19 protein-coding genes and 1 other RNA gene are annotated in these 20,220 nt (G+C 55.8%); 6 read left to right on the forward strand and 14 right to left on the reverse strand.

Going from position 1 to position 20,220, the window contains the following annotated elements; genetic code table 11:
* Positions 1–35: 35 nt before the first annotated feature.
* A complete protein-coding gene (locus AC07VR_RS00090) occupies positions 36–317 on the forward strand; it encodes a hypothetical protein (RefSeq protein WP_495010194.1) in 282 nt (93 codons plus the stop codon).
* Positions 318–614: 297 nt separating this feature from the next.
* Here the strand turns inward: AC07VR_RS00090 and AC07VR_RS00095 are convergent, their stop codons facing one another.
* The 4 genes from AC07VR_RS00095 to AC07VR_RS00110 all read right to left on the reverse strand — a co-directional run bounded on the left by AC07VR_RS00095 (position 615) and on the right by AC07VR_RS00110 (position 3,590).
* Positions 615–1,511, reverse strand: coding sequence for a hypothetical protein (locus AC07VR_RS00095; RefSeq protein ID WP_194933453.1), 897 nt, complete (start codon positions 1,509–1,511; stop codon positions 615–617).
* Entirely contained in the window at positions 1,511–2,251 is a 741-nt protein-coding gene (locus AC07VR_RS00100; protein WP_223528185.1) for a DUF3944 domain-containing protein, read from the reverse strand. The genes AC07VR_RS00095 and AC07VR_RS00100 overlap by 1 nt, the downstream gene beginning before the upstream one ends.
* Positions 2,252–2,462: 211 nt before the next feature.
* Positions 2,463–2,870: a hypothetical protein gene (locus AC07VR_RS00105; RefSeq protein ID WP_495010195.1), complete on the reverse strand. Its 408-nt coding sequence runs from the start codon at positions 2,868–2,870 to the stop codon at positions 2,463–2,465.
* A gap of 63 nt (positions 2,871–2,933) precedes the next feature.
* Positions 2,934–3,590 carry a hypothetical protein gene (locus AC07VR_RS00110; protein WP_495010196.1) on the reverse strand — a complete coding sequence of 219 codons (657 nt, stop codon included), beginning with the start codon at positions 3,588–3,590 and terminating at the stop codon, positions 2,934–2,936.
* A 368-nt stretch (positions 3,591–3,958) separates the two neighbouring features.
* Here AC07VR_RS00110 and AC07VR_RS00115 point away from each other — a divergent pair, with 368 nt between their 5' ends.
* The 5 genes from AC07VR_RS00115 to AC07VR_RS00135 all read left to right on the forward strand — a co-directional run bounded on the left by AC07VR_RS00115 (position 3,959) and on the right by AC07VR_RS00135 (position 11,843).
* Complete coding sequence (locus AC07VR_RS00115; RefSeq protein ID WP_495010197.1) at positions 3,959–4,165, forward strand: hypothetical protein; 207 nt, start codon at positions 3,959–3,961, stop codon at positions 4,163–4,165.
* 150 nt (positions 4,166–4,315) lie between these two features.
* Entirely contained in the window at positions 4,316–4,924 is a 609-nt protein-coding gene (locus AC07VR_RS00120; RefSeq protein WP_495010198.1) for a hypothetical protein, read from the forward strand.
* A 213-nt stretch (positions 4,925–5,137) separates the two neighbouring features.
* On the forward strand, positions 5,138–8,653 hold the full coding sequence (gene hsdR / locus AC07VR_RS00125; protein ID WP_495010199.1) for a type I restriction-modification system endonuclease: 3,516 nt from the start codon (positions 5,138–5,140) through the stop codon (positions 8,651–8,653).
* A gap of 186 nt (positions 8,654–8,839) precedes the next feature.
* Entirely contained in the window at positions 8,840–10,387 is a 1,548-nt protein-coding gene (locus tag AC07VR_RS00130) for a class I SAM-dependent DNA methyltransferase (RefSeq protein ID WP_495010200.1), read from the forward strand.
* Positions 10,380–11,843: a restriction endonuclease subunit S gene (locus AC07VR_RS00135; RefSeq protein ID WP_495010201.1), complete on the forward strand. Its 1,464-nt coding sequence runs from the start codon at positions 10,380–10,382 to the stop codon at positions 11,841–11,843. Before AC07VR_RS00130 ends, AC07VR_RS00135 begins: the two co-directional genes overlap by 8 nt.
* 204 nt (positions 11,844–12,047) lie before the next feature.
* On the opposite strand, the gene AC07VR_RS00140 is transcribed toward AC07VR_RS00135, so the two are convergent.
* The 10 genes from AC07VR_RS00140 to AC07VR_RS00185 form a co-directional block, all read right to left on the reverse strand.
* Positions 12,048–12,329, reverse strand: coding sequence for a hypothetical protein (locus tag AC07VR_RS00140; RefSeq protein ID WP_495010202.1), 282 nt, complete (start codon positions 12,327–12,329; stop codon positions 12,048–12,050).
* The gene (locus AC07VR_RS00145; protein WP_495010369.1) at positions 12,326–13,306 is read right to left on the reverse strand and encodes an integrase domain-containing protein; all 981 of its coding nucleotides are present in this window, start codon (positions 13,304–13,306) and stop codon (positions 12,326–12,328) included. Before AC07VR_RS00145 ends, AC07VR_RS00140 begins: the two co-directional genes overlap by 4 nt.
* Positions 13,284–13,643 (reverse strand): hypothetical protein, encoded by a 360-nt coding sequence (locus AC07VR_RS00150; RefSeq protein WP_495010203.1) that lies wholly within the window; start codon positions 13,641–13,643, stop codon positions 13,284–13,286. The genes AC07VR_RS00145 and AC07VR_RS00150 overlap by 23 nt, the downstream gene beginning before the upstream one ends.
* Positions 13,627–15,027 (reverse strand): YfjI family protein, encoded by a 1,401-nt coding sequence (locus AC07VR_RS00155; RefSeq protein WP_495010204.1) that lies wholly within the window; start codon positions 15,025–15,027, stop codon positions 13,627–13,629. Before AC07VR_RS00155 ends, AC07VR_RS00150 begins: the two co-directional genes overlap by 17 nt.
* Positions 15,028–16,329: 1,302 nt before the next feature.
* Positions 16,330–16,506 carry a hypothetical protein gene (locus AC07VR_RS00160; protein WP_495010205.1) on the reverse strand — a complete coding sequence of 59 codons (177 nt, stop codon included), beginning with the start codon at positions 16,504–16,506 and terminating at the stop codon, positions 16,330–16,332.
* Positions 16,507–16,518: 12 nt separating this feature from the next.
* Positions 16,519–17,169: a hypothetical protein gene (locus AC07VR_RS00165; protein ID WP_495010206.1), complete on the reverse strand. Its 651-nt coding sequence runs from the start codon at positions 17,167–17,169 to the stop codon at positions 16,519–16,521.
* A gap of 251 nt (positions 17,170–17,420) precedes the next feature.
* Positions 17,421–17,642, reverse strand: coding sequence for a hypothetical protein (locus AC07VR_RS00170; protein WP_495010207.1), 222 nt, complete (start codon positions 17,640–17,642; stop codon positions 17,421–17,423).
* Positions 17,643–17,840: 198 nt separating this feature from the next.
* Positions 17,841–19,097 (reverse strand): integrase domain-containing protein, encoded by a 1,257-nt coding sequence (locus tag AC07VR_RS00175; RefSeq protein WP_495010208.1) that lies wholly within the window; start codon positions 19,095–19,097, stop codon positions 17,841–17,843.
* A gap of 187 nt (positions 19,098–19,284) precedes the next feature.
* Positions 19,285–19,678, reverse strand: a transfer-messenger RNA (tmRNA) gene (ssrA, locus tag AC07VR_RS00180).
* A gap of 116 nt (positions 19,679–19,794) precedes the next feature.
* Positions 19,795–20,070, reverse strand: coding sequence for a PA2433 domain-containing protein (locus AC07VR_RS00185; RefSeq protein WP_494995368.1), 276 nt, complete (start codon positions 20,068–20,070; stop codon positions 19,795–19,797).
* Between the last annotated feature and the right edge of the window lie 150 nt (positions 20,071–20,220).

A 20,220-nucleotide genomic window follows, 5' to 3' on the forward strand; every position in this document is an offset into this window, starting at 1 on the left:
TTCCAGGAGTTGGCGGAACCTGCGGAAGGGGTGGAATGACAAGTCTCATCCCAAGTGATGGCTTGATGATGTCAGTGAGGCGAGGTGGAAACAAGCAGGCGATGCACGCAGGGGGACGCAGCCATCAAGGGCCACCAAATGTCGACAACATTTTACGGGACCGTGCTGCCTCTGACTTTTTGAAAAACAATGATTTAGGTGTTTTGAAAAACGTTCTGATCCCCCCATTTGTTCCCCCACTTTTTTGTGGTTTTTTGCACTTGGAAGCAAACCGTGGTGCCTCTGAGCGATGCACTGCTGCCTGGGGAGTGGTTTGAGCGCTGCTCGAAGTGTGGGAGCAAGGAATTGAGGATGCGGGCGGCAGGGTGGTTGGAGAAAGCGGTGGCGGAGTATTTGCGGCGGTGTTGATGGCTGTAAGTAAGGGCAGCAATTACACCTCGCGAGCGGACGTAGCGTTTACGCTGGTCTATGACCTGGTAAACGGCATTGTGAGGCCCTGAGTTTGATCAGATGAGCACCTCAGAAGGGGGCTTACATCCCAGTTGAAGATCCGGGCCTGATCGCTTGTATGCAAGCTGTAACAAGCGATCAGGCTTCAGCTCTAGGGCTGGGACTCAGGCCGCTTCCAGAATAGCCATACGACCATTGGGCAGGGACAGCAGCAGCCGGTTTTCTTCCGAGTGGATCAGTTGTTTGGCTTTGTGTTCGATGCGATGGAAGATTTCGGCCTTTTCGCCGATGCTGCCGCGGATCAGATTGCGGTGTTGTTCGTTTAGGAAGTTTTTGTAGAGATTCATGGCTCCCTGGTAGCGCTCGGCACCGTCCTCCAGGATTTGCTGGGCCAATTGTGGTTTGCCGACGCGGGCGGCCAGCAGGTATTCGGTGTGCATTCCCAGGGGCATGATTTCCAGCATCATGTGGGCGAAGTTGACCACCAGTTCGTAGTGTTTGTTGGTCAGTTCGTTGCTGTTATGCGCCAGGTTGAGGATATTGTCGATGAAGGACAGCGCGTGGTTGCGCTTGGCCGCTGAGGTGGCCAGCAGTGGGTAGGCCACTTCCCTGATCTCATGGGCCAGGCTGCGGTCCTTCAGCAGGGTGCGGGCAACTTCTATCCCTCCGATGTAATCGGTGACTTTGTCCATGTAATAGACAATGTTCTGGGCGTGCAGGTCTTTGGCGATTTCGTCGACGGTGTTCTGGATCTTGTCGAGTTTTGCGGCCAGATATTTGGTCTGGATGATCAACGCGCCGAGGATCACGCAGGTGGAAGCGGCTGCGGCCATGACGGTTGTCATTTGTGCGGCTTTGATCGCTTCTTCGGCGGACTTGATCATGGTTTCCTTGAATGGCAGGTGTTGAATAATCCCACTCTCGCCACTACCTGCTTTCCAGTAGGCCACGCCGTCATGGATCACAGCTTTACCCTGAGCCAAGGCGTCGAGCAGTTTTTTGGAGAAGGCGGCTTCATCGAGAACCCAGATTTTCTGCAGTAGGTCGGCGGCGGCTTGCATCAGAAACGGTCCTCTTTTTCGTATTTGCGGCGCATGTAGGCGATCTGGATGACCGCTGGAATGGTGACCCGATAGGCGGTGCCGCTTAGCAACGGTATGGTCACGGCGATAGCCGCGACCGGCCCGGCGAAGGCGGCCACGGCGCGTCCGCCAATCAACGCAGCGGCACCACCGGCGCCCATGACCAAGGCATTGCCGAAGTACTGGCGGGCGGAATTGGCGAGCCAAGCAGACCACTCGAAGGACCCTATGCCGCCTGAGCTGATAGCTTTGATGATTGCGGCCAGGGGCATAGATTCAATGGCCCCAGGAAGATTCATCGACTCCATGGCTTTGCGTTTTTCGGAGTCAGACATGCTGTCCCAAGACTGCTCGACCAGGCGTTCGATCAACTTGTTTTCGATGTCATAGGCAGACGATTTGCTATCGTACTTGGCTTTTGCCTTGTCGCAGACGTCGCAGAGCATTTCCTTGTACAGCACTCCCTGGCGGCGAAACAAGTTGACGATCGAATCGCCACCGAAATGCTGCAGTTCACCGGCCACCAGTTTCCAGCACTGGCGCCACTGGTCCGGCTGGCCCTCCAGTTTCTTGAATTGCTCATCGTTAGCGATCTCACTGGCAACTCGTTTTTCGCCATCGTTATCGAGCATCAGGTACTTGGCCAGCTGGCGGATGTCTTCCTCCGTGCAGTACTGGAGAAACGCCAGGTCGTCATCTTGTCTGTAGGTGATACCCATTACTGGAATCCTTTATCTGTGGTGAAAAGTGTGGCGAACACGGCCTAGCGATCTTCCTGTGTCACCCAGCGCACTTCGATGCGCCGTTGCTGGGCATCCTCTGGTGCGATACCTGGGATAGGCTGGGAGTCGCCGTAACCGGCCACCACGACGCGCTTGGCGCTGACAGTGTCGCCGAAAGGGATTCATACAATGCCACTCCCTTACAGACTCATGGTAACAACCAGACTGTACTGGGGCGGGCGGTTCGACCTATACCTACTGATCCACATGCTTCAAGAATCGGTAGCACATACGTGATCACCATGGGCCCGGCACTACCACCAGGTTCTCTGCGTGCAGCCTGGCAAAGCGGACTTGCCAGCAAAGGGTCTTTATTGGAGCCGATAGCGACCTGATTGGAATGCCCCTGATGTCCCTGAGTGAGCAGATAGTCCAGCGTCTGTTCAAATGCCTGCCGCGAAACACTGACAGTGCTGCTGTGTGTCGCTATGGTCACGTGAGTAGGGCTGACTGCCTGAACTTCAAAATCCGACCGGTTGGCAGGTGTATCTAAACGCTGGCCACTGAGGTTGGAAATTTGTGCCCAAAGTGCATTAGAAACTCGAGGAGTGGTCATCAATCTTGCTCCGGATAATTTTGAAAATACGTTTGTCGGCCGCTCGAAAAGTCCAGCCAAGCCCTACCGCTTCCCAATGCCCAATCCATTGGTAATCCGGCACTTGCTCGGTTCGACACCACCCCAATGGTTGGACGGAAACGGCCCGGCATTGACCACCGTTCCATCGGCAGTTTGCACCTCCAGGACTGCATTCCACAGTGACACCCGAGGGGCTTCGAGGAATGGATCGAGGCAGAGCAGGTGGGTGACGTTGGTCTGGGACTTGGCACCTGCTACTTCTACCACCTGACCTTGATAGCCAACGACCAGTAACCAATGACCTTCGCCGCCCGGCCAGTCGACCCCGATGATGGTGGAGTAGCCATTGGTTACTGCTGCCACCAGCTCGGTCACCATGGAGCGAGTGTTGCCGCTGAATTTCTCAAGGCTGATCTGGTTGCGAAAGCAGTCGACTAGCCAGTCCAGGTCACATCCGTTGGTACCGTTATTGATCAGACCGCCGAATTCGGCCAGGCGGTTATGGAATTTACCCAGCCGGGTACGGCCGTCGTTCAGCCCCATGTAGCTGGCCTCGAAGCGGCTGATGATGCCGTTGGCAACTAGCGCCATCAGAAGGCTGTAGGGGCCGCAGGCGCCGTCAAGGTCGCCTTGACGAAAATGCACTTGCTCCCCAGCTTCGTTAACCGGGCCACAGGGGGACAGGGACAGTTGGGGCATTACGTTCATCACATTCATGGTGCGCAGCATCCGATGCAGTAGGTTGGGTCGTTCTCAATGTTCAACAGGGACAGGGGATCAGGGCAGGTCACCGCCGTTAATGCTGGCCACCCTGCTTCCCCAAGTGCTTCAATCATCGCCGTCTGCACCCCAGATTCGCCCGCTCCACTCCATCGGTAACTTCGGTACCGAAACTCCGATATCTTTGAAATCCACCGCCGCTGGGCTCGCTGCGCCCATCCTCATACAAGCGTTCGTCGGGCCCGATGGGGTAGTCGATCAGTGGGGGCGGGTGCGACAAGGTGCGTCGTGGATTTGGCGATGGCATCGTGCATGTGAGCTGCCCGCAACGATGATGGCTAATTGCTTTGCCTCTGTCGAGAGTGCTGTATGGCTCGGTGCCGGACCTGGCGTGTGCCAGCAAGCATGAGCAGGCGTTTTCGCCGATCTACATCGGTACCATCAACGGCGGGGGGCTGGCGCTGGTGCAGCTTGGCAGCCTAGGTGACGTCACGGGATCCCTGCTACCGACGCTGCCCATGTCCTGGTGTGCAGCTGGTCCTGGATGCCGATGAGGCGCCAGGCTGGACGCAAACTACTGCCATTTTTTAGCCTTTATGCAGCCTGCAAGTTGGGATGAGCTGAGTGCCATCATGCAGCGCCCTATGGACTCGCCAAACCTCACCGGGCAAGCTTCGTGTTTTTGTGATGGCACGGAGATGGCAATGCCGAAAGAGATAGTATTCACCATCCGCCCACGCGGCCTTGTCAGTGCTCTGCTTGTATCGCCGTTAGTCGTCCTAGCCGCTTGGTGGATCTTCAATTGGCCTTGGGGAAATCCCAACGCGCCAGCATGGGTTCAGGCTGTGGGTTCCATCGCGGCCATACTGGCATCGGTGTGGATAGCAAATGCGAAGGATCGACGTGATGAGGAGAGGGCGCTGCGCGAAGTAGAGAAGGCAAAGGAGAAGATGACTTTTCTTCAAAATTCAATAAGCCATACCGCCCTATCCATGCACGACTTTGCTGTACGCCTGTTGGACTGCGTTCAGGGCTGGGGGGTGCTGACTAAAACAGTTGATTGGGGTCAGGTAAGGAGATCACTTGAAGGCTATTACGAGCAGCTGAATAAGCTGAGCGCATTGGATCTGCCCAGCGACCAGCTGGCGAAAGCTTATCTAAGCTTGTGGGGAGCAGTGAGAGAAGCTCATGCCGAGATCAGCATTTCGATGAGTGACAGTCAGCACGAGAATTTGGTCCCTAATGCCATTTCTGGCTGCAAGCGAATCATTAAAGCTGCCCACTATTGGTCTGAGACCACGAAGCTCGATTAGCGCTGTGTATTCCAACCACCTACGCGTGCACAGGTGGAGAGTAAGACAAACCGGCTTTCTGTGAGGTTGGTGATGCTGCCATGGGTGCCCCATAAGTGATACCAATTTGGAATGCGGCGCGTATCGACACCGGCGCTCCGTGAGGCGCGGGACAGTGAGTGCTGGTCAAGTGCCATTATTCTTCGTTAAAGTTGAAATAATTTGTTTGCGCTTATGCACATGATCGCTGCCAGAGCCAGTCTAAGGAATGACGCAATGTCCCAACGCTCTAACTTCTTCTTCCTTGCCGAACACGACCCGGTTTTCAACAAGTTGGCCGTAAGCGCCGAGCAGGCTTTCAGCAGCGATCCCAACATTACGCTGATCAAGCTCCGACAGTTGGGAGAAGCCCTAGCGCAGGACCTTGCCAGCCGTGCTGCCATCGAATTTGATGTCAAGACCACCCAGGCTGACCTTCTTTACAAACTGGGCCGTGAAATCCAGCTTGATCGAAATATTGTCAGCCTGTTCCATACGCTGCGCATTGAAGGAAACAAAGCGACCCACGGGTTCAGCACCTGCCACCGGGAAGCGCTCGATGGCTTGAAAGTCGCCCGCGAGCTCTGCGTCTGGTACCACCGCGCTGCTGGTAAAGCCGACAGGACATTCAAGCCTGGCCAATTCATCACGCCAGCAGACCCCAGCGCGCCGCTGCGCGAACTCCAAAGCGAAATTGATCAACTCAAGGCACAGCTGCGCGAGTCCGATCATCGACTGGAGGATGACCAGCAACTGGCAGATCTGCTCACGCGTGAAGCCGAAGAGCACGCAGAGCTCGCGCGTCTAATGGAAATCGAGTCGCGCAACTATAAACAGAAGGCGGACGAGCAGGAAAAGCAACTGTCCGATTTGCGGGCCGAGCATGAAAGGAATCTTGAGGCCTTGCGCAAAGAGCTGGCCTCTCAAGCCAAGGTCTCTCAAGCGTTTGCCAAGAAAGCCAAGCGAGCGACCAGACAGTTCGATCTGGATGAAGACCTTACCCGTATTCTCATCGACCAGCAGCTCAATGAGGCGGGCTGGGAAGCCGACTCTTTGGATCTCACCTATACCAAAGGCGGGCGTCCGGAAAAGGGCAAGAACAAGGCAATTGCCGAGTGGCCCATGTCCAATCTGAATTCCAAGGCAGACTATATTCTGTTCCGCGGCCTGATGCCGATTGCTGTAGTCGAGGCCAAGCGCAAGCGCATCAACATCGCGGAGCGCATTCCCCAAGCCGAACGATACGCTCGAGGGCTCGATCCCACCGCACACGTGACCGCCTGGAGCCAAGCGGGTCGCTCCGACGCATGGGAAGACGGAGAAGGCGGCCGCTTCCAAATCCCCTTCGCCTTTGCCTGCAATGGTCGCCCGTACATCCAGCAGCTTGCCGAGCAATCCGGCACCTGGTTCAGAGACCTTCGCAGCCCCGCAAATACCCGTCGTGCCCTTCAGGACTTCCACCGGCCAGACGATCTGCTCGATCTGCTCAAGCAGGACCGGGCAAAAGCCGAAGCCAAACTTCATACAGAGGGTTTCGGCTATCTGAAGCTGCGAGACTACCAGGAGAAAGCCATTCTGGCTGTCGAAAAGGCCTTGGCTGAAGACAAACGCAATTGTCTACTGGCCATGGCCACCGGGACTGGCAAGACCCGTACTATAATCGGCCTAATGTATCGCTTCCTGAAATCATCACGGTTCAAGCGCATCCTGTTCCTGGTAGACCGCAGTGCCCTGGGTGAACAGGCAATCGATTCGTTCCACGATATGCCACTGGAGCAAAATCAGACCCTCGCGCAAATCTACGACGTCAAGGTACTCGGCGACATGGCGGCCGAAGCGGAGACCCGCGTCCAGGTAGCGACCGTCCAGGCGATGGTGAGCCGCATCTTCCGCTCGGATAATCCACCGCCGGTTGGCGAATTCGATTGCATCATTGTCGACGAAGCGCACCGTGGTTATACGCTCGATCAGGAGATGACTGAAGGCGAGCTTTCCGTTCGTGACCATAGCCAATACCTTTCGCAATATCGTCGCGTACTCGACTATTTCGACGCCTGTCGCATTGGGCTGACCGCCACCCCGGCGATACAGACAACGGAGATCTTCGGAAAACCGGTGTTCACCTACAGTTACCGCGAAGCGGTCGCGGATGACTGGCTGATCGATCATGAACCCCCGATCAACTACAGAACCGAGTTAAGCGAAAACGGCATTCATTTTGACAGAGGCGATAAGGTCAGCGTAATCAACACGCAAACTGGCGAAGTCGACGTCGCCGAGCTGGAAGATGAGCTGGATTTCCAAATCGAATCATTCAACCGCCGAGTGATTACACCTGACTTCGACCGGGTCATCTGCGAAGCCCTTGCTGGAGATATCGACCCAAACGGCGAAGAGAAATCCATGATCTTTTGCGTCAGTCAGGCTCACGCGGAAAGGGTGAAAAACCTTCTCGACTCGGCCTTCAAGGATATCTACGAGGAGAGCTACAACCAGGCTGCGGTACAGGTCATCACAGGCCAGAGCGACCATGTTGAAAGTCGTATTCGCCATTTTAAGAACGAGAAATATCCCAATATCGCGATTACCGTCGACCTATTGACCACCGGTATTGATGTGCCCTCGATCTGCAACCTGGTGTTCATGCGTCGCGTGCGTTCTCGCATCCTCTATGAGCAAATGAAAGGCCGCGCGACCCGGCGCTGCGATGACATAGGCAAGACCGTATTCCGCATCTATGACCCAGTGGACCTGTACGCCAGCCTGGAATCGGTCGATACGATGCGGCCACTGGTAAAAGACCCGAGCATCACGTTGGAGCAATTGCTGGATGAAATTACCAGCGACCATAGCCACGAAGCGCCGGGCAACAATGAGCAGACGAGTCATGCCCATGACGTACTAGACCAACTCAACCAGCGCATCATGCGTATCCTACGCAAGGCCCAGCACAGAGCTGAGACGCGGCCGGACATCAAGCATAAACTCGATGAGCTACATGAACTCTGGGGAGTAGAGCCGGCTAGCCTACACCAGCATCTTCATGAGCTGGGCCCCCAGCAAGCAGCAAATTTCGTTCGTCAGCACAGCCAGCTGCTCAATCAGCTTGCCACGGTGAACGAGTTGCTCGGTACCTATCGTTATCCGGTGATCTCGCATCACCCGGATAAGCTGTTGGTCCGTGAACAAAGTTATGGTCATTACGGCAAGCCTTCCGACTACCTGGACAGCTTTCGCGAGTTCATCCACCTGCAGATCAACCAATCCGCGGCCCTGTCTGTAGTGGTAAACCGCCCGAAGGATCTGACACGTGAACAACTCCGCGAGATCCGCCTGTTGCTCGATCAGAATGCATTCGGTGAAGCCAGTCTGCGTAGCGCCTGGTTCAATAACAGTAATCAGGAAATCGCTGCCAGCGTGATCGGCTACATTCGTCAGGCTGCACTGGGTGAAGCGCTGATTCCTTTTGAGCAGAGGGTCGCCAACGCCATGCAGAAAATCTATGCCCTTCAACCCTGGAACCAGGTCCAGCGCAGATGGTTGGATCGCCTGGCGACCCAATTGGTCCATGAAATTGTGGTCGATAAGCAGCAACTGAACCGTGCATTTTCCAATGACGGCGGATTGAAAAGGCTCGACAAGCTGCTTGGAGGCCAGCTGGAGCAAGTGCTGGATACACTCGGCGATAACCTCTGGTCCGCCGCCGCGTGATCAGCCGTGGGCGTCGGGATGGTCTCTTGCAATGTCAGGCAGATCTCCATACGCTCCCGTGCCACATGCTGGCCAGCTTCGGCCACCGCAAAATTTTTCTTTCGATTTTTACATAGGTCGATGACTCGCATGGGGCTGCCACGCCTTTCCCGATCGACCCTATACCTTCTTTTCTCAGGGCAACCAATGACCAACAGCGATATCGTCCAGAAACTCTGGAACCTCTGCGACGTCCTGCGCGACGACGGCATCAATTACAGCGATTATGTGACCGAACTGGTCCTGCTGCTGTTCATCAAGATGGAATACGAGCAGGTTCAGAACAACGACGACTTCAACCACAAGCTGCCGGCCGGTGCCCGCTGGCCAGACCTGTCGAATAAGTCAGGTCTGGATTTGCTCAACCATTACCGCCAAATGCTCCTCGATCTAGGCAAGAGCAGCGATCAATTGATCGCCGCCATTTATACCGACGCCCAAACCCGTCTTAAGGAGCCACGCCATCTCGAACAAATGGTAAGGAGCCTAGATGGAATCGACTGGTTCAGTGCCCGTGAGGACGGCCTCGGCGACCTTTATGAAGGTCTGCTGGAAAAGAACGCCAGCGAAACCAAATCCGGTGCCGGCCAGTACTTCACCCCGCGCCCATTGATCGACAGCATCATCAACTGCATCAAGCCTCGGCCCGGTGAGGTCGTTCAGGATCCGGCTGCCGGCACCGCGGGGTTCCTGATTGCCGCCGATGCTTACATCAAAAGTAAAACCGACGACTATTACGACCTTGATGAGAAGGCTCGCAGCTTCCAGCGCAACCGTGCCTTTGTCGGCGTAGAGCTGGTACCGGGCACCCGTCGTCTGGCGTTGATGAACACCTTGCTGCACGGCATGGAAGGTGACGAAGAAGGCGTGGTGCACCTAGGCAACGCCCTAGGCCAAACCGGCGCCAACCTGCCCAAAGTCGATGTCATCCTTTCCAACCCACCGTTTGGCACCGCAAAGGGCGGTGGCGGTCCGACCCGTGATGACCTCACCTACAAGACCAGCAACAAGCAACTGGCCTTCCTGCAGCACATCTACCGCGGCCTCAAACCCGGTGGCCGTGCCGCCGTGGTATTGCCGGATAACGTGCTGTTCGAAGCCGGCGTCGGCACCGACGTACGCCGCGACCTGATGGACAAGTGCAACCTACACACCATTCTGCGCCTGCCAACGGGGATCTTTTACGCTCAAGGCGTGAAGACCAACGTGCTGTTTTTCCAGAAAGGCTCGGTCGATAACCCGCGTCAAGATCAAGACTGCACGCAGCGTGTGTGGGTTTACGATTTGCGTAGCAACATGCCTAGTTTTGGGAAGCGTACGCCGTTCGGTGCGGCTTACCTGAAGCCATTCGAAGTCGCGTTCGGTGAGGATGCCAACGGCAACAGCCCGCGCGCCGAGAATGTCGAAGGAATCGGCGAACTCAGCCGCTTCCGCGTATTTACCCGCGAACAAGTCCGGGAGCGCGGCGACTCGCTGGATATCATTTGGTTGAAAGATGCCGACAGCCTCGACGCTAATAAGCTGCCCACCCCGGAAGTACTGGCTGGCGAGGCCATGGCCGAATTGACCGAGGCGCTGCATGAGCTGGAAGAATTGATGAAGGCCCTCGGTGCGGGAGATGAAGTGGCGGCGCAAAAGCAGTTGATGGCGGAGGTGATGGGGTTGGTGGTGGTTCGGGAGAATGAGGATGAGTGAGTTGCCGAAGGGGTGGGTATCAACCACTATTGGCGGGGTTAACGCTTATTCAGGAAGCAACATTGACCCACTTAAAAGCCCCGAGCAGATGTTTGAGCTCTATAGCGTACCGATTTATCCGACTCGTAAGCCTGAGACTGTTAATGGCCAAGAAATAGGATCAACAAAACAGTCTCTTGAGCCGAATGATGTGCTGCTTTGCAAAATAAACCCACGCATTAACCGTGTCTGGAAGGTAGGGCCCGTCGGGGATTTTACACAGATAGGGTCGTCTGAATGGATCGTGATACGACAGTCACTAATTAATGCAGATTTTCTGAGATACCAACTGAGCGAAGGTGGCTTCAGAGAAGTACTGTGCGCAGAAGTATCCGGCGTTGGCGGCTCTCTGACACGAGCGCAACCAAAGAAGGTGATTAATTACAGCATCGTATTGCCGCCACTCGCCGAACAAACCCGCATAGCCAAAAAACTTGATGAACTTCTGGCTCAAGTCGACACCCTCAAAGCCCGTGTTAATGCCATCCCCACCCTGCTCAAACGCTTCCGCCAATCCGTCCTCGCCGCAGCGGTTTCCGGGCGGTTGACGGAGGAGTGGCGGAATACCAATGGGGCATTGCAACTTCAAAACCTGCAACAAGCATTGAGTTATCTGAAAAAATTCAAATCCGAGCAGATAAAACTTAAAAATGTCAAAAGCGACCTAGCTTTTGGAGAAAGCCCAACAGACGGTGAGTACCTAGGGAATATCCCTGACGTTTGGAAAAAACTCAGAATTAGAGATATATCTATAAAGATAACCGATGGCGAGCATGCAACACCAAAAAGGCAAATCCATGGTCATTATTTGCTTTCAGCAAGGAATATTGGTAACTCAGAGATCCTTTTATCGGATGTAGATTACGTCGGAGATGACGAGTACCAGCGAATTAGAAAACGATGCGACCCTTCTATTGGTGATGTGCTCATTTCATGTTCTGGCAGCGTCGGGCGCGTAGCGCTAGTTGACAAAAACGATGCATATGTAATGGTCAGAAGTGCTGCATTAGTTCGGCCGCTGAAAGAAATAGTTAACATAAAGTATCTAATGTACTTTCTTCAGTCACCACTTGCACAAGTCCAAATTGCGACCAGGTCAAAATCGACGGCACAAGCGAATCTTTTCTTAGGGGAAATTAAAGAAATAGAGTTTTCCTATCCTTCTTTAGACGAACAAGCCGAAATAGTCAGCCGCGTCGACCAACTCTTCGCCTTCGCCGACCAACTGGAAGCCAAAGTCGTCTCGGCCAAGACCCGTATCGACCACCTGACCCAAAGCATCCTGGCCAAAGCCTTCCGTGGTGAGTTGGTGCCCCAAGACCCGAACGACGAGCCTGCCAGCGTTCTATTGGAGCGCATCAAAGCCCAGCGTGCCGCTGCGCCCAAGGCAAAACGTGGCCGCAAGGCGTCGGTCTGAATTCAAGGAAGGAAGCGAATATGGCCATTCCCGATTTCCAGTCCGTCATACGTCCCGTATTGGCCGTGGTCGCCGATGCCTGCCTATCAGCCTCAAGGCCTTGCGTGAGCAGGTCATCGAGCAGTCCCTGCTAAGCGAGGTCGGACGCGATGAAATGCTGCGGTCAGGACGGCAGAGAGTAATCAATGCCTACCTACGTCTAGCCTAGCAACTGATCAGCAATTCTCGACCGTTCCCTAATCGCCTCCAGATCAATAGGGCGGTGAGTCGATAATAATACCGGGTGGCGTCGGAGTGGTCTTTCAGGTGCTGAGTGAGAAACCAGCGCACATGCTTGAGCTGCCAGGTCCAGGGATTATCGCGTTGCCATCGTCGTTGAATGGCCGCTTGCATGATTCGGGCTTGGCGTAGGTGGCGTTGCTGAGTAGCCTTCGAGCCGGTCAGTACGCCGCTCAGGAATAGAGTCATATCGAAGGGCTTGGTCACGCTCTACCTCCAATGTAGGCCGAGACCACATCGATCCGGTTATGCCCGAGCTCAAGGCTGATCTGTTGACGCGCCTGCTGATCAAGGTCACGGTCAATGCAGTAGCAATGGCCACCACTGACTGGTGCGGCGTGGCCAGTGAGTTGTTCGTAACGCTTGCAGGCGTAGGCCGCTCGCAGTTCATGGAAACCCTTCAGCCCGTGTTCATGCAGTATTTCGCGGGCGGGGAGTACGGTCTGTTGCAGGAACGCGGCGTAGCTTTCGTCTCGGGCCAGCAAGTTGCGGCTGCGGGGCGGCGATGCATGACGAGCCAACTGTAGAGCCGCTTTCACCGCTTCATTGGCCACGACCCAGCGTGGCGCTGAAGCCCCTGAGCGGCCGCCTTTGGTGCCGTCCTGGATGTTGATGCGGCCTAAGTGTTCGGCTTCGCGTTGCAAGCGTGGCAGGTCAGCCAGGATCGCTTCGCGCAGGCGCATGCCGGTTGCTCGGGTCAACAGGACAATCGCGGCCACCCGCTCGTGTTGCTGTCCGCCAAGCGCCTCCACGACTCGATGCACCTGTTGGCGGTCCTGACCATCCGGCGCGCGGGTGCGTACGGTCGAGCGCTGCAGTCCTAAGGCCTGGCTCGGGCTGGCGATCCTGACATCCTGATCACCACGCAGCGCAGCGAGGGTGCGGTTGATGCTGCTCAGGCGGTTCTGCGCGGTAGCGATGCAGAGTTCACCTTGCTGGACCTGCTGTCGTAGGTAAGCGGCGTAGTCTTGCAGCGTCCGTCGATCGATCTGGCGCGCATCGTTGTAACCTGGGCCGTCCACTGAGCGACACCAACGCACGAACGCTTGCCAGCGATCGCTATGCGCTCTGACCGTGGCGAAGTGGCCACCGGCAAACAGATCCTTGAGCGCTTGTGGGCCGGCGTAGCTCAGCTGGCGGCCATAGCCAAAGTTGCGACCATCACGCCGACCGACCAGTGCCATCGTCATCACCGTTTTCGTTTGTTTGCAGAAAGAGCAGCATGGCTTTCCAGTGGGGGCTGAGCCTGTCCACCTGCTGCCAGTGTGTCGGACGGATCAGGAGGGCGTTCTCCTGGTGTTCCAGTAGTGCCCCTTCCTCACGCAGTTGCTCGATCAGCAGGGCGATGTCGGCGGGGGCAAGAAGTGGTGTGGCGACAGCGGCGACAGTGGCTACAACCCGCGTCATTCTTGGCTTGGCGCGTGGCGACAAGGTGGCGACAGAAGCGGTGACACGCGGTGCTTCTGGTTGCGATTGATGTTGTGCCTGGTAGCAGCGCACCGCGTCATTGAGGCGAAACATGGCGGACCTCGAAAGTTTTGGCATCGCGACTGTTCACCCAGTTATGCGTGATCAGCTCGACGAGCAGTGTGGCGGTGTGATGGCTGCTCTTGCGTGCAAAGCGAGGGCCGTTGCGATTGAGATCGCGGATGGTGAATTGGGTCCAGCCTTTTTGCGTCAGCCAGCGCAGCAGTCGATCCGCTTCCTCGCGTAAAGTGTTGATTGGCTCTTGTTCGGTCAGGCGTTGGATCTCCGCCAGGTAGTAATCCATCAGTGTTGAGGCGCGTTGAATATGGGCCTCACTCACTACGCTCGCATCTTCAATTACCGCGAGCACACCGGCGATGCGCAGCACATTGGCCGCCGCTTTTCCTGCGACGGATTGGACGCACGCCAGCTCACCGAATTCGCCGGACTGGCATTCGATGGTGTCGTGAATATCAATCCAGGCAGTGCGAGCGCTGGCCGTCAGTTCCAGCCTAGCGGGGTTAAGTGAACCGTCTTTGTGTAGCGACAATGGCTTATCCAGCAGGGCGGTGATGCGCGTTTGGTAGCGCTGGACCTTGGCATCTCGCGTCAAGTCGACTGCCTTGTACAAACGCCCGCCGACCAGGCGTTCGGGCCAGCTGATTAGGCAGCGGCCCAAGATGCCTTGGCCATTGATCGCCGGGTCTTTGAGTAGCTGGTTGGCCAAATAAGGCTGTAGCATCAAATGCAGGCTGAGGCGGCGATCATAGGCACGCAGGCTTTCCCCGGCCATGGAGCGAGCCCGGTCGATCGGACTGCCATCCCACAGAGTAGACAAGGTGGTAATCGCCTTGAGCAGATTATCTTTGCTCATGGTGCTGCCGCCCAAGAACTGGCCACCTTCATCATTGAACAAGCCCATGCTGGGCAAACCATGGCACAGGCTTTTGATCAGGGCCTCAATGGTGGGTTCGGCAATGATCAGCCTCGGCGGGACTGGCTCAGATAGTTCGCTGCCTTCCGGATCCGCGTGTTTCTTTGAGGTTTTTGGTTTGGCCATGGTGTTGGTAGCGGCGCGATAAGCTTTGAGTTTTTCCGCATACAGGGTCCACTGCTGTCGTTCCCAGTCGCGCGCCGTCTTCAGTGCCAGATGATCCACCGCGCTTTTGCGATCACCCGAAGACGCCACCGTCAGCAGGTAAAGGGACAGCGGATAAGTTCGGCCGTCGAGTTGGACATTGGCATGACCCTGGCTTACCAGAGCAGCGCTTGCCAGCACCGATTGTGCAGCCATGGCGCGGGGCACGCAGATCACCTCGGCCAGGCGTTCGACCGCGGGGCCCAACAGATCCCCAAGTGCTTCGACCGGGTAGGGCAGTGGCGCTTGCTGGTATTCCAGCAAGGGTTGTGGGGGCTCGAACGCTTCGCACAGTTGCATCGCTATTCTCCTGAGATGATCAACGTTGTCTTCACTCATCCCGCCACGGTTGTTGAGTGTTATCAGGGATCAAGGCCCCTGCGACCTGTGAGGGTTGTCCGCTAACGCGGGACTGACGGCTCTTTACGACCGGGAGCTTGGGCATCTCAAGATCTGTAGCCTCCTGAACACTTCCGAAGAAGTGGGCGGGTGGAGGCTGCGCTGGCTGACGAGACCTGCGCCGCGAGATCCTGAGTCGGGTGAAAGCAGTGATTCGATGATCGGGGCATGCCTGACTGTCAGTCAGGTGCAGTCCATTCCCTGGGTTGCGGCACCATCATCTGGATCGCTGTTGTTGGTGACTTCGGTGTTTGTCACGCCGATTGTCACGAGGGGGATAGCCGCAAAGGCCCGTGTGAGCAGGGCTGCAGCAGTGGTAGGAGCGCCCGTCTCTTTAGGGGGCAAAGAGACGGGCAACAGGTTGGCGCAAGGAAATGGCCAAGCGGATAGGTTGCTGCAGGGCAGCTATAAAGGGGTATGAGTTGCCGCAGTGGCACTCTAATAGAAGTAGGCATCCATCACATCACTGTGAGCGTGCGAGCCGCCGGACGCTAATCGCACTTGGGGAGAACCACCACGGCGTGGCGTAGCCTCAAAGGTTCTAGCTACCTGGGTGCTGTCGAGGACAGCGCTGGTACGGTTCTGGTTTAGCGCTCGTTCTGCTGGCGGTCAACCGTATTTTGGGGGGGACTCTTGCGCCCATTGGTAGCGCTGGAAGGCCTTGGAGGCCGGTGGTTTTCCATGGCCGGTTGGTCGTTCGTCGGTTTTTAATGTGAGTCCATGCGAGTGGGAATGCGGAGCCTTCCCGCTCGCGTGGGCTTAGTCAAGAAAGCCCCAAGAGCGAGGCTTGCAATGGCGACAGTCGCCACCTCTGTCGCCATGCTGCACGCCACGGAATACGCGGGTTGTCGCCGGTGTCGCCGACGAAAGAGGCGTATAGAGCTATCGAGATTCAGTCTTGCTTAGCTAGGAAGCTGCGCAGGCTTCCAAGTAGAGCGCTTCAGGTGCCGGTGTTCTATCGTAACGTGACTACCGGCGATACCGTGTCGAGGCCCTCCTGAGGGACCACCCTAGCTGTGGACTGCGCCGCGCAAGAAACAAAAAGCCCCGCACGATGGCGAGGCTGGGAATATGGAGCGAGGGCGGATTTGAACCAGCGACCTTTATGTTATGAGTCAACGAGCTACCCGGCTGCTCCAACCCGCATCAGAAACGAAAAAGCCCGGTAAAGAGGCCGGGCTTTTCCTACGAAGGTGAAGTTGATCAGCAGATCATGACGGGTTTCTCAATGCCTAGTCTTGCACACGCTTCCTTGAGATTTTCGTCAGCCTCTTGGAATTGACGAACGCGTGCCAGCGTGTATTCGCGACCGGTCATGGCGTCTTTACGTGGCTTAGACTCGTTCTTGGCTTGATACTCACTAGCGCAAAAAGTCTTCATGATTCCTTTCCTTTACAAGGGAATAAAGCAATCTTTGTTGCTTTGGTATGCTTCTAACAGATGATGCAATTCATGCTTATAGGTCACCTGCGGCGTAGCTACTGTTGCCGCGTGGATCTGTGACAACCCTTGATGTTCAAGGTAACGGTAGAACAGGTCGTCAAACATATCCACCTGCTCACGAACGCTCGATCGAATTGCCTTATCTTTAAAATCGTCAATAAAGCAATAATAAGGCCCATTCGGCCATCTCGGCCGGTGGTACAGCAAGACCGCAGGCTTGAGCGGGTTTACCGACACTACCCGGCCTTCACCTGGATCGCCCTTCAGGTTGATAGGATCCAGAGCAAACCAGAGCCATAAAGTAGCAGCGCAGCTCATCGCAAATCGACCCACTGCAATCTCTACATCAGCATCCGTGCGTGCGAGCGCTTCAATGAGGGCTTGCAGTTGCATTACGTTACCGCCGGGATTAGCCCACAGATAGATGCGGTACTTCTTGCCCAGAGGCGCATTTCGCAGCACCTGAATCAGTGGTTCTACCGCCGGCTGTTCAATACTGGAAAGCTCGATGGTTTCCCTTTCGTCTTTCACCACATGCAGCTGAGGCGCTACGGATTCAACGGCAGTTCCGTCTTGCTCAGCGGTCGCACCTACGTCCATGAAAACCTATACCAAAGACGCAAAACGCGTCAAAAAATTTATCCATATACTGGCATTTGGCCAGCTCTATGGTTGCAAAAAACCCGACTCTCGGCCGGGTTTGTTGTGCAGACCCCTAAAAAGGGCGGGATCCAGTAATGGCGAGGAATTTCGCCTATTTCCTGAAACCTGTCAAGTAACACCATGTGTAAATCTACGGTGCCCGCCATCGCTTTCGCATGACGTGCGACTGATTTGTCGATCGCTCACGTCTATGAGGGTGAGTTAAGGATGGGCGCCATATCGGCCATCCGCTTGTAGCGGGCCTTGCCAACGGCCTGCAGGTCGCGCAGGTCAGCGATGGCGGTTCTGTGCAGTGCTGATGATTTTGGGGGGAGCGGAGCGTCCTCGGCCACCTGGTGCGCGGCCATCTCGCCGATGTTGATGATCTGGCGGAGGACCGACCAGTTCGTCATGTGGCGCATGTAGGTCATGGCATTGGCCACCGACGCTACGTCACGGCGTATGCCATCGCACTCTGGTCGCTGTGCAGACTGCGATGGATCGCACCAATCGTCACCGCGTCGACCGGCATATCGCTCAAAGTCTGGACCCGCCATCAATGATGCTTTGAGCCTATGGTGAGGCTTACATCGCTTATCGTCGAAGGACCGGTTCCGCCCCGAGAAAACTCACCGTATGGGCACAATTTTCCGATCTCTGGATTCATTGATCGCAGATGCCGATAGGTTGCCAGTGGCCGCTTTCTGGATGTGCTCACTCCACCAAGCCATCATCGGACGCCGGCGCTCGATGTAGTCAGCTCGGTTGTAAGCGCTTCGGACTTCGTCCTTGTCGACATGCGCCAGCGCGACTTCGATTAGCTCCGGATCCCACCCATGCTCGTTCAGGATGGTGCTGGCCATGGAGCGCATGCCATGGCTGACCAAGCGGTCCTGGAAACCCATGCGTTTCAACGCCATGTTGGCGGTCTGGCTATTGGCGTGAGTACGTGGGTTTCGGTCTGCCGGGAAGACATACTCCCGGTGACCGCTATGGGGCTTGAGCACCTCGAGCAATGCCATTGCTTGATCGCTCAACGGGATGCTGTGTGGACGGCGCTTCTTCATCCGCTCCGGTGGGATAGTCCAGACACGCCTTTCGTAGTCGATGTCTGCCCAGCGAGTGGTAGCCGCCTCAGCAGGTCGAGTCATGGTGTGCAACTGCCATTCGATCAGGCAGCGGGTCGTGCGCTTGATGCTGGCGTTTGCAATTTCCAGCATGAGCTCGGGTAGTTCCTCCGATGCTAGCGCAGCCATGTTCTCTTTCTTCGGCTTCTTGAACACCGCCCGAATTCCATTGAGCGGATTTGCGAATATCAGCCCGGAATTGACCCCGTAGGTCATGATCTCGTTGAGCCGTTGGCTCAATCGCTTCACGGTCTCCAGGCTGCCTTTGGCCTCGATTGGGCGAAGAACCTTGATGACCATCGGGGCGGTAATTTGCGAGAGCGGCGTTGTTTTCATGCTTGGAAAAACATGAAGCGTAAGCGAGCGCCAAATGTCCTCGGCATAGGCCTTGGTAACCGAGTCTTTCTTCAGCTCGAACCAGGCTGTGGCCACCTTCTCGAAGGTATGCTCAGTCTCGGCGAGCTTAGCTTGTTTTACCTCATCACGTTGAACTTTGGGATCAATGCCGAGGGCGAGCAGCTCACGCGCCTCCACAGCTTTTTTCCGAGCGTTGGCCAATGAGAGGTCAGGGTAGGGACCGAGCGCCATGTTGATACGGCTTCTGGTCAACGGTTCACGGTAATTGAAGTTCCACATCATCGAGCCGCTTGCTCTGACGCGAAGCTGAAGACCGTCACCGTCGCTGAGGACGAAATCCTTACCGGTTGCCTTGACCGCCTTTAGCTGACGGTCGGAGAGACGGGTTGCTTGGGTAGGCATGAGAGTTACCCCCTGCACCGTTTTGGTATCCTAAAAATAGCACCGGGTAGCCCGGGATACCACCTGGGATACCAAACCGTCTGGAACTCAAAAAACCTCGCTGGCCCTCAAAAGCGCTGTAAGTCCTTGATTTCATCGGATTTCAGGCACAAAAAAAGACGTCCGTGGACGTCTTTGATTGATCAATTGGTGGAGCCGGGGGGATTTGAACCCCCGTCCGCCAGTACTCCGCTGTCGGTACTACATGCGTAGCCGTGTCTATTAAGTTAACCCTCAGCGACCCGACGGGCAGGGTGCTTTGGGCGAGTTGTGTAAGTTTTAGCCGCTTCGTCCACAACGTACTGCACGGCGATTCTGTTCTATATGACAATCACTTTGGGTTTACAGACATCCCCTGATGATTGCTGGCACCGAAGTGACCAGGAGGGAAGGGCTAAGGCTGCTTACGCAGCGAGAGCGTATTCCCCGTAGGTTTCGTCATTGGCAACTATAAGTAGTTGCAACAGTGGATTTACGAGTTCTGTTACCAACTCGGCATGCACCTAGAGTTTCGCAACCGGCGTCGAATCCTAAACGGCCCCGAACCTGCTGTGCATAACCAGCAGGTAGGTGCAGTGTACGCCAATGCGCGCGGCGAGTCGACCTTCTGTCTGCGCCTGTGCGTAAGGGCCTGCTCTGGATTGGCTCTGGCCCGGCCCTATTGGCCATTCGTGTGACTTTGAATGTCCTGGAGCGCCTGCTGCGCCAGGGAAACACACTCTTTGTCATTGTTTGCGTTGTGGGCGGCCTTGGCTTGTTCGGTTTTGGTGACGACGACACCTTTGGTGGCAGCGTCCAGCGTGGTAGTGCTGGCCAGCTTGTTATTGACTGCTTGAAGGTTCATCACACATTGATCGCTATCGTTTGAAGCGAATGCCGGCGAGGCCAGCATTGTTGCGGTGATGAGCAGTCCAGCCAGGGCAGAACGCTTCATGGGTATCTCCTGGAACAGATGGTCTTTGAGCCACACTCGTTGAGGCTTAACACATGGACTGTGGCGGCGTGTAAGGGTTCTGTTTTGCTTGCAATGAGGTGAAGATTTTTCCGGGGAACGGGTACGAAAAAGGGGCAAAAATGCCCCTTT

This window comes from Pseudomonas sp. GW821-FHT02H09, assembly GCF_059421425.1.

Bases quoted from the DNA above. Each gene is read 5' to 3' on its own strand.
- AC07VR_RS00090 (WP_495010194.1), top strand. From the start codon at position 36: ATGACAAGTCTCATCCCAAGTGATGGCTTGATGATGTCAGTGAGGCGA.
- AC07VR_RS00095 (WP_194933453.1), bottom strand. From the start codon at position 1,511: ATGCAAGCCGCCGCCGACCTACTGCAGAAAATCTGGGTTCTCGATGAA.
- AC07VR_RS00100 (WP_223528185.1), bottom strand. From the start codon at position 2,251: ATGGGTATCACCTACAGACAAGATGACGACCTGGCGTTTCTCCAGTAC.
- AC07VR_RS00105 (WP_495010195.1), bottom strand. From the start codon at position 2,870: ATGACCACTCCTCGAGTTTCTAATGCACTTTGGGCACAAATTTCCAAC.
- AC07VR_RS00110 (WP_495010196.1), bottom strand. From the start codon at position 3,590: ATGCCCCAACTGTCCCTGTCCCCCTGTGGCCCGGTTAACGAAGCTGGG.
- AC07VR_RS00120 (WP_495010198.1), top strand. From the start codon at position 4,316: ATGCCGAAAGAGATAGTATTCACCATCCGCCCACGCGGCCTTGTCAGT.
- hsdR (WP_495010199.1), top strand. From the start codon at position 5,138: ATGCACATGATCGCTGCCAGAGCCAGTCTAAGGAATGACGCAATGTCC.
- AC07VR_RS00130 (WP_495010200.1), top strand. From the start codon at position 8,840: ATGACCAACAGCGATATCGTCCAGAAACTCTGGAACCTCTGCGACGTC.
- AC07VR_RS00135 (WP_495010201.1), top strand. From the start codon at position 10,380: ATGAGTGAGTTGCCGAAGGGGTGGGTATCAACCACTATTGGCGGGGTT.
- AC07VR_RS00145 (WP_495010369.1), bottom strand. From the start codon at position 13,306: ATGGCACTGGTCGGTCGGCGTGATGGTCGCAACTTTGGCTATGGCCGC.
- AC07VR_RS00150 (WP_495010203.1), bottom strand. From the start codon at position 13,643: ATGTTTCGCCTCAATGACGCGGTGCGCTGCTACCAGGCACAACATCAA.
- AC07VR_RS00155 (WP_495010204.1), bottom strand. From the start codon at position 15,027: ATGCAACTGTGCGAAGCGTTCGAGCCCCCACAACCCTTGCTGGAATAC.
- AC07VR_RS00160 (WP_495010205.1), bottom strand. From the start codon at position 16,506: ATGAAGACTTTTTGCGCTAGTGAGTATCAAGCCAAGAACGAGTCTAAG.
- AC07VR_RS00165 (WP_495010206.1), bottom strand. From the start codon at position 17,169: ATGGACGTAGGTGCGACCGCTGAGCAAGACGGAACTGCCGTTGAATCC.
- AC07VR_RS00170 (WP_495010207.1), bottom strand. From the start codon at position 17,642: ATGACCTACATGCGCCACATGACGAACTGGTCGGTCCTCCGCCAGATC.
- AC07VR_RS00175 (WP_495010208.1), bottom strand. From the start codon at position 19,097: ATGCCTACCCAAGCAACCCGTCTCTCCGACCGTCAGCTAAAGGCGGTC.
- AC07VR_RS00185 (WP_494995368.1), bottom strand. From the start codon at position 20,070: ATGAAGCGTTCTGCCCTGGCTGGACTGCTCATCACCGCAACAATGCTG.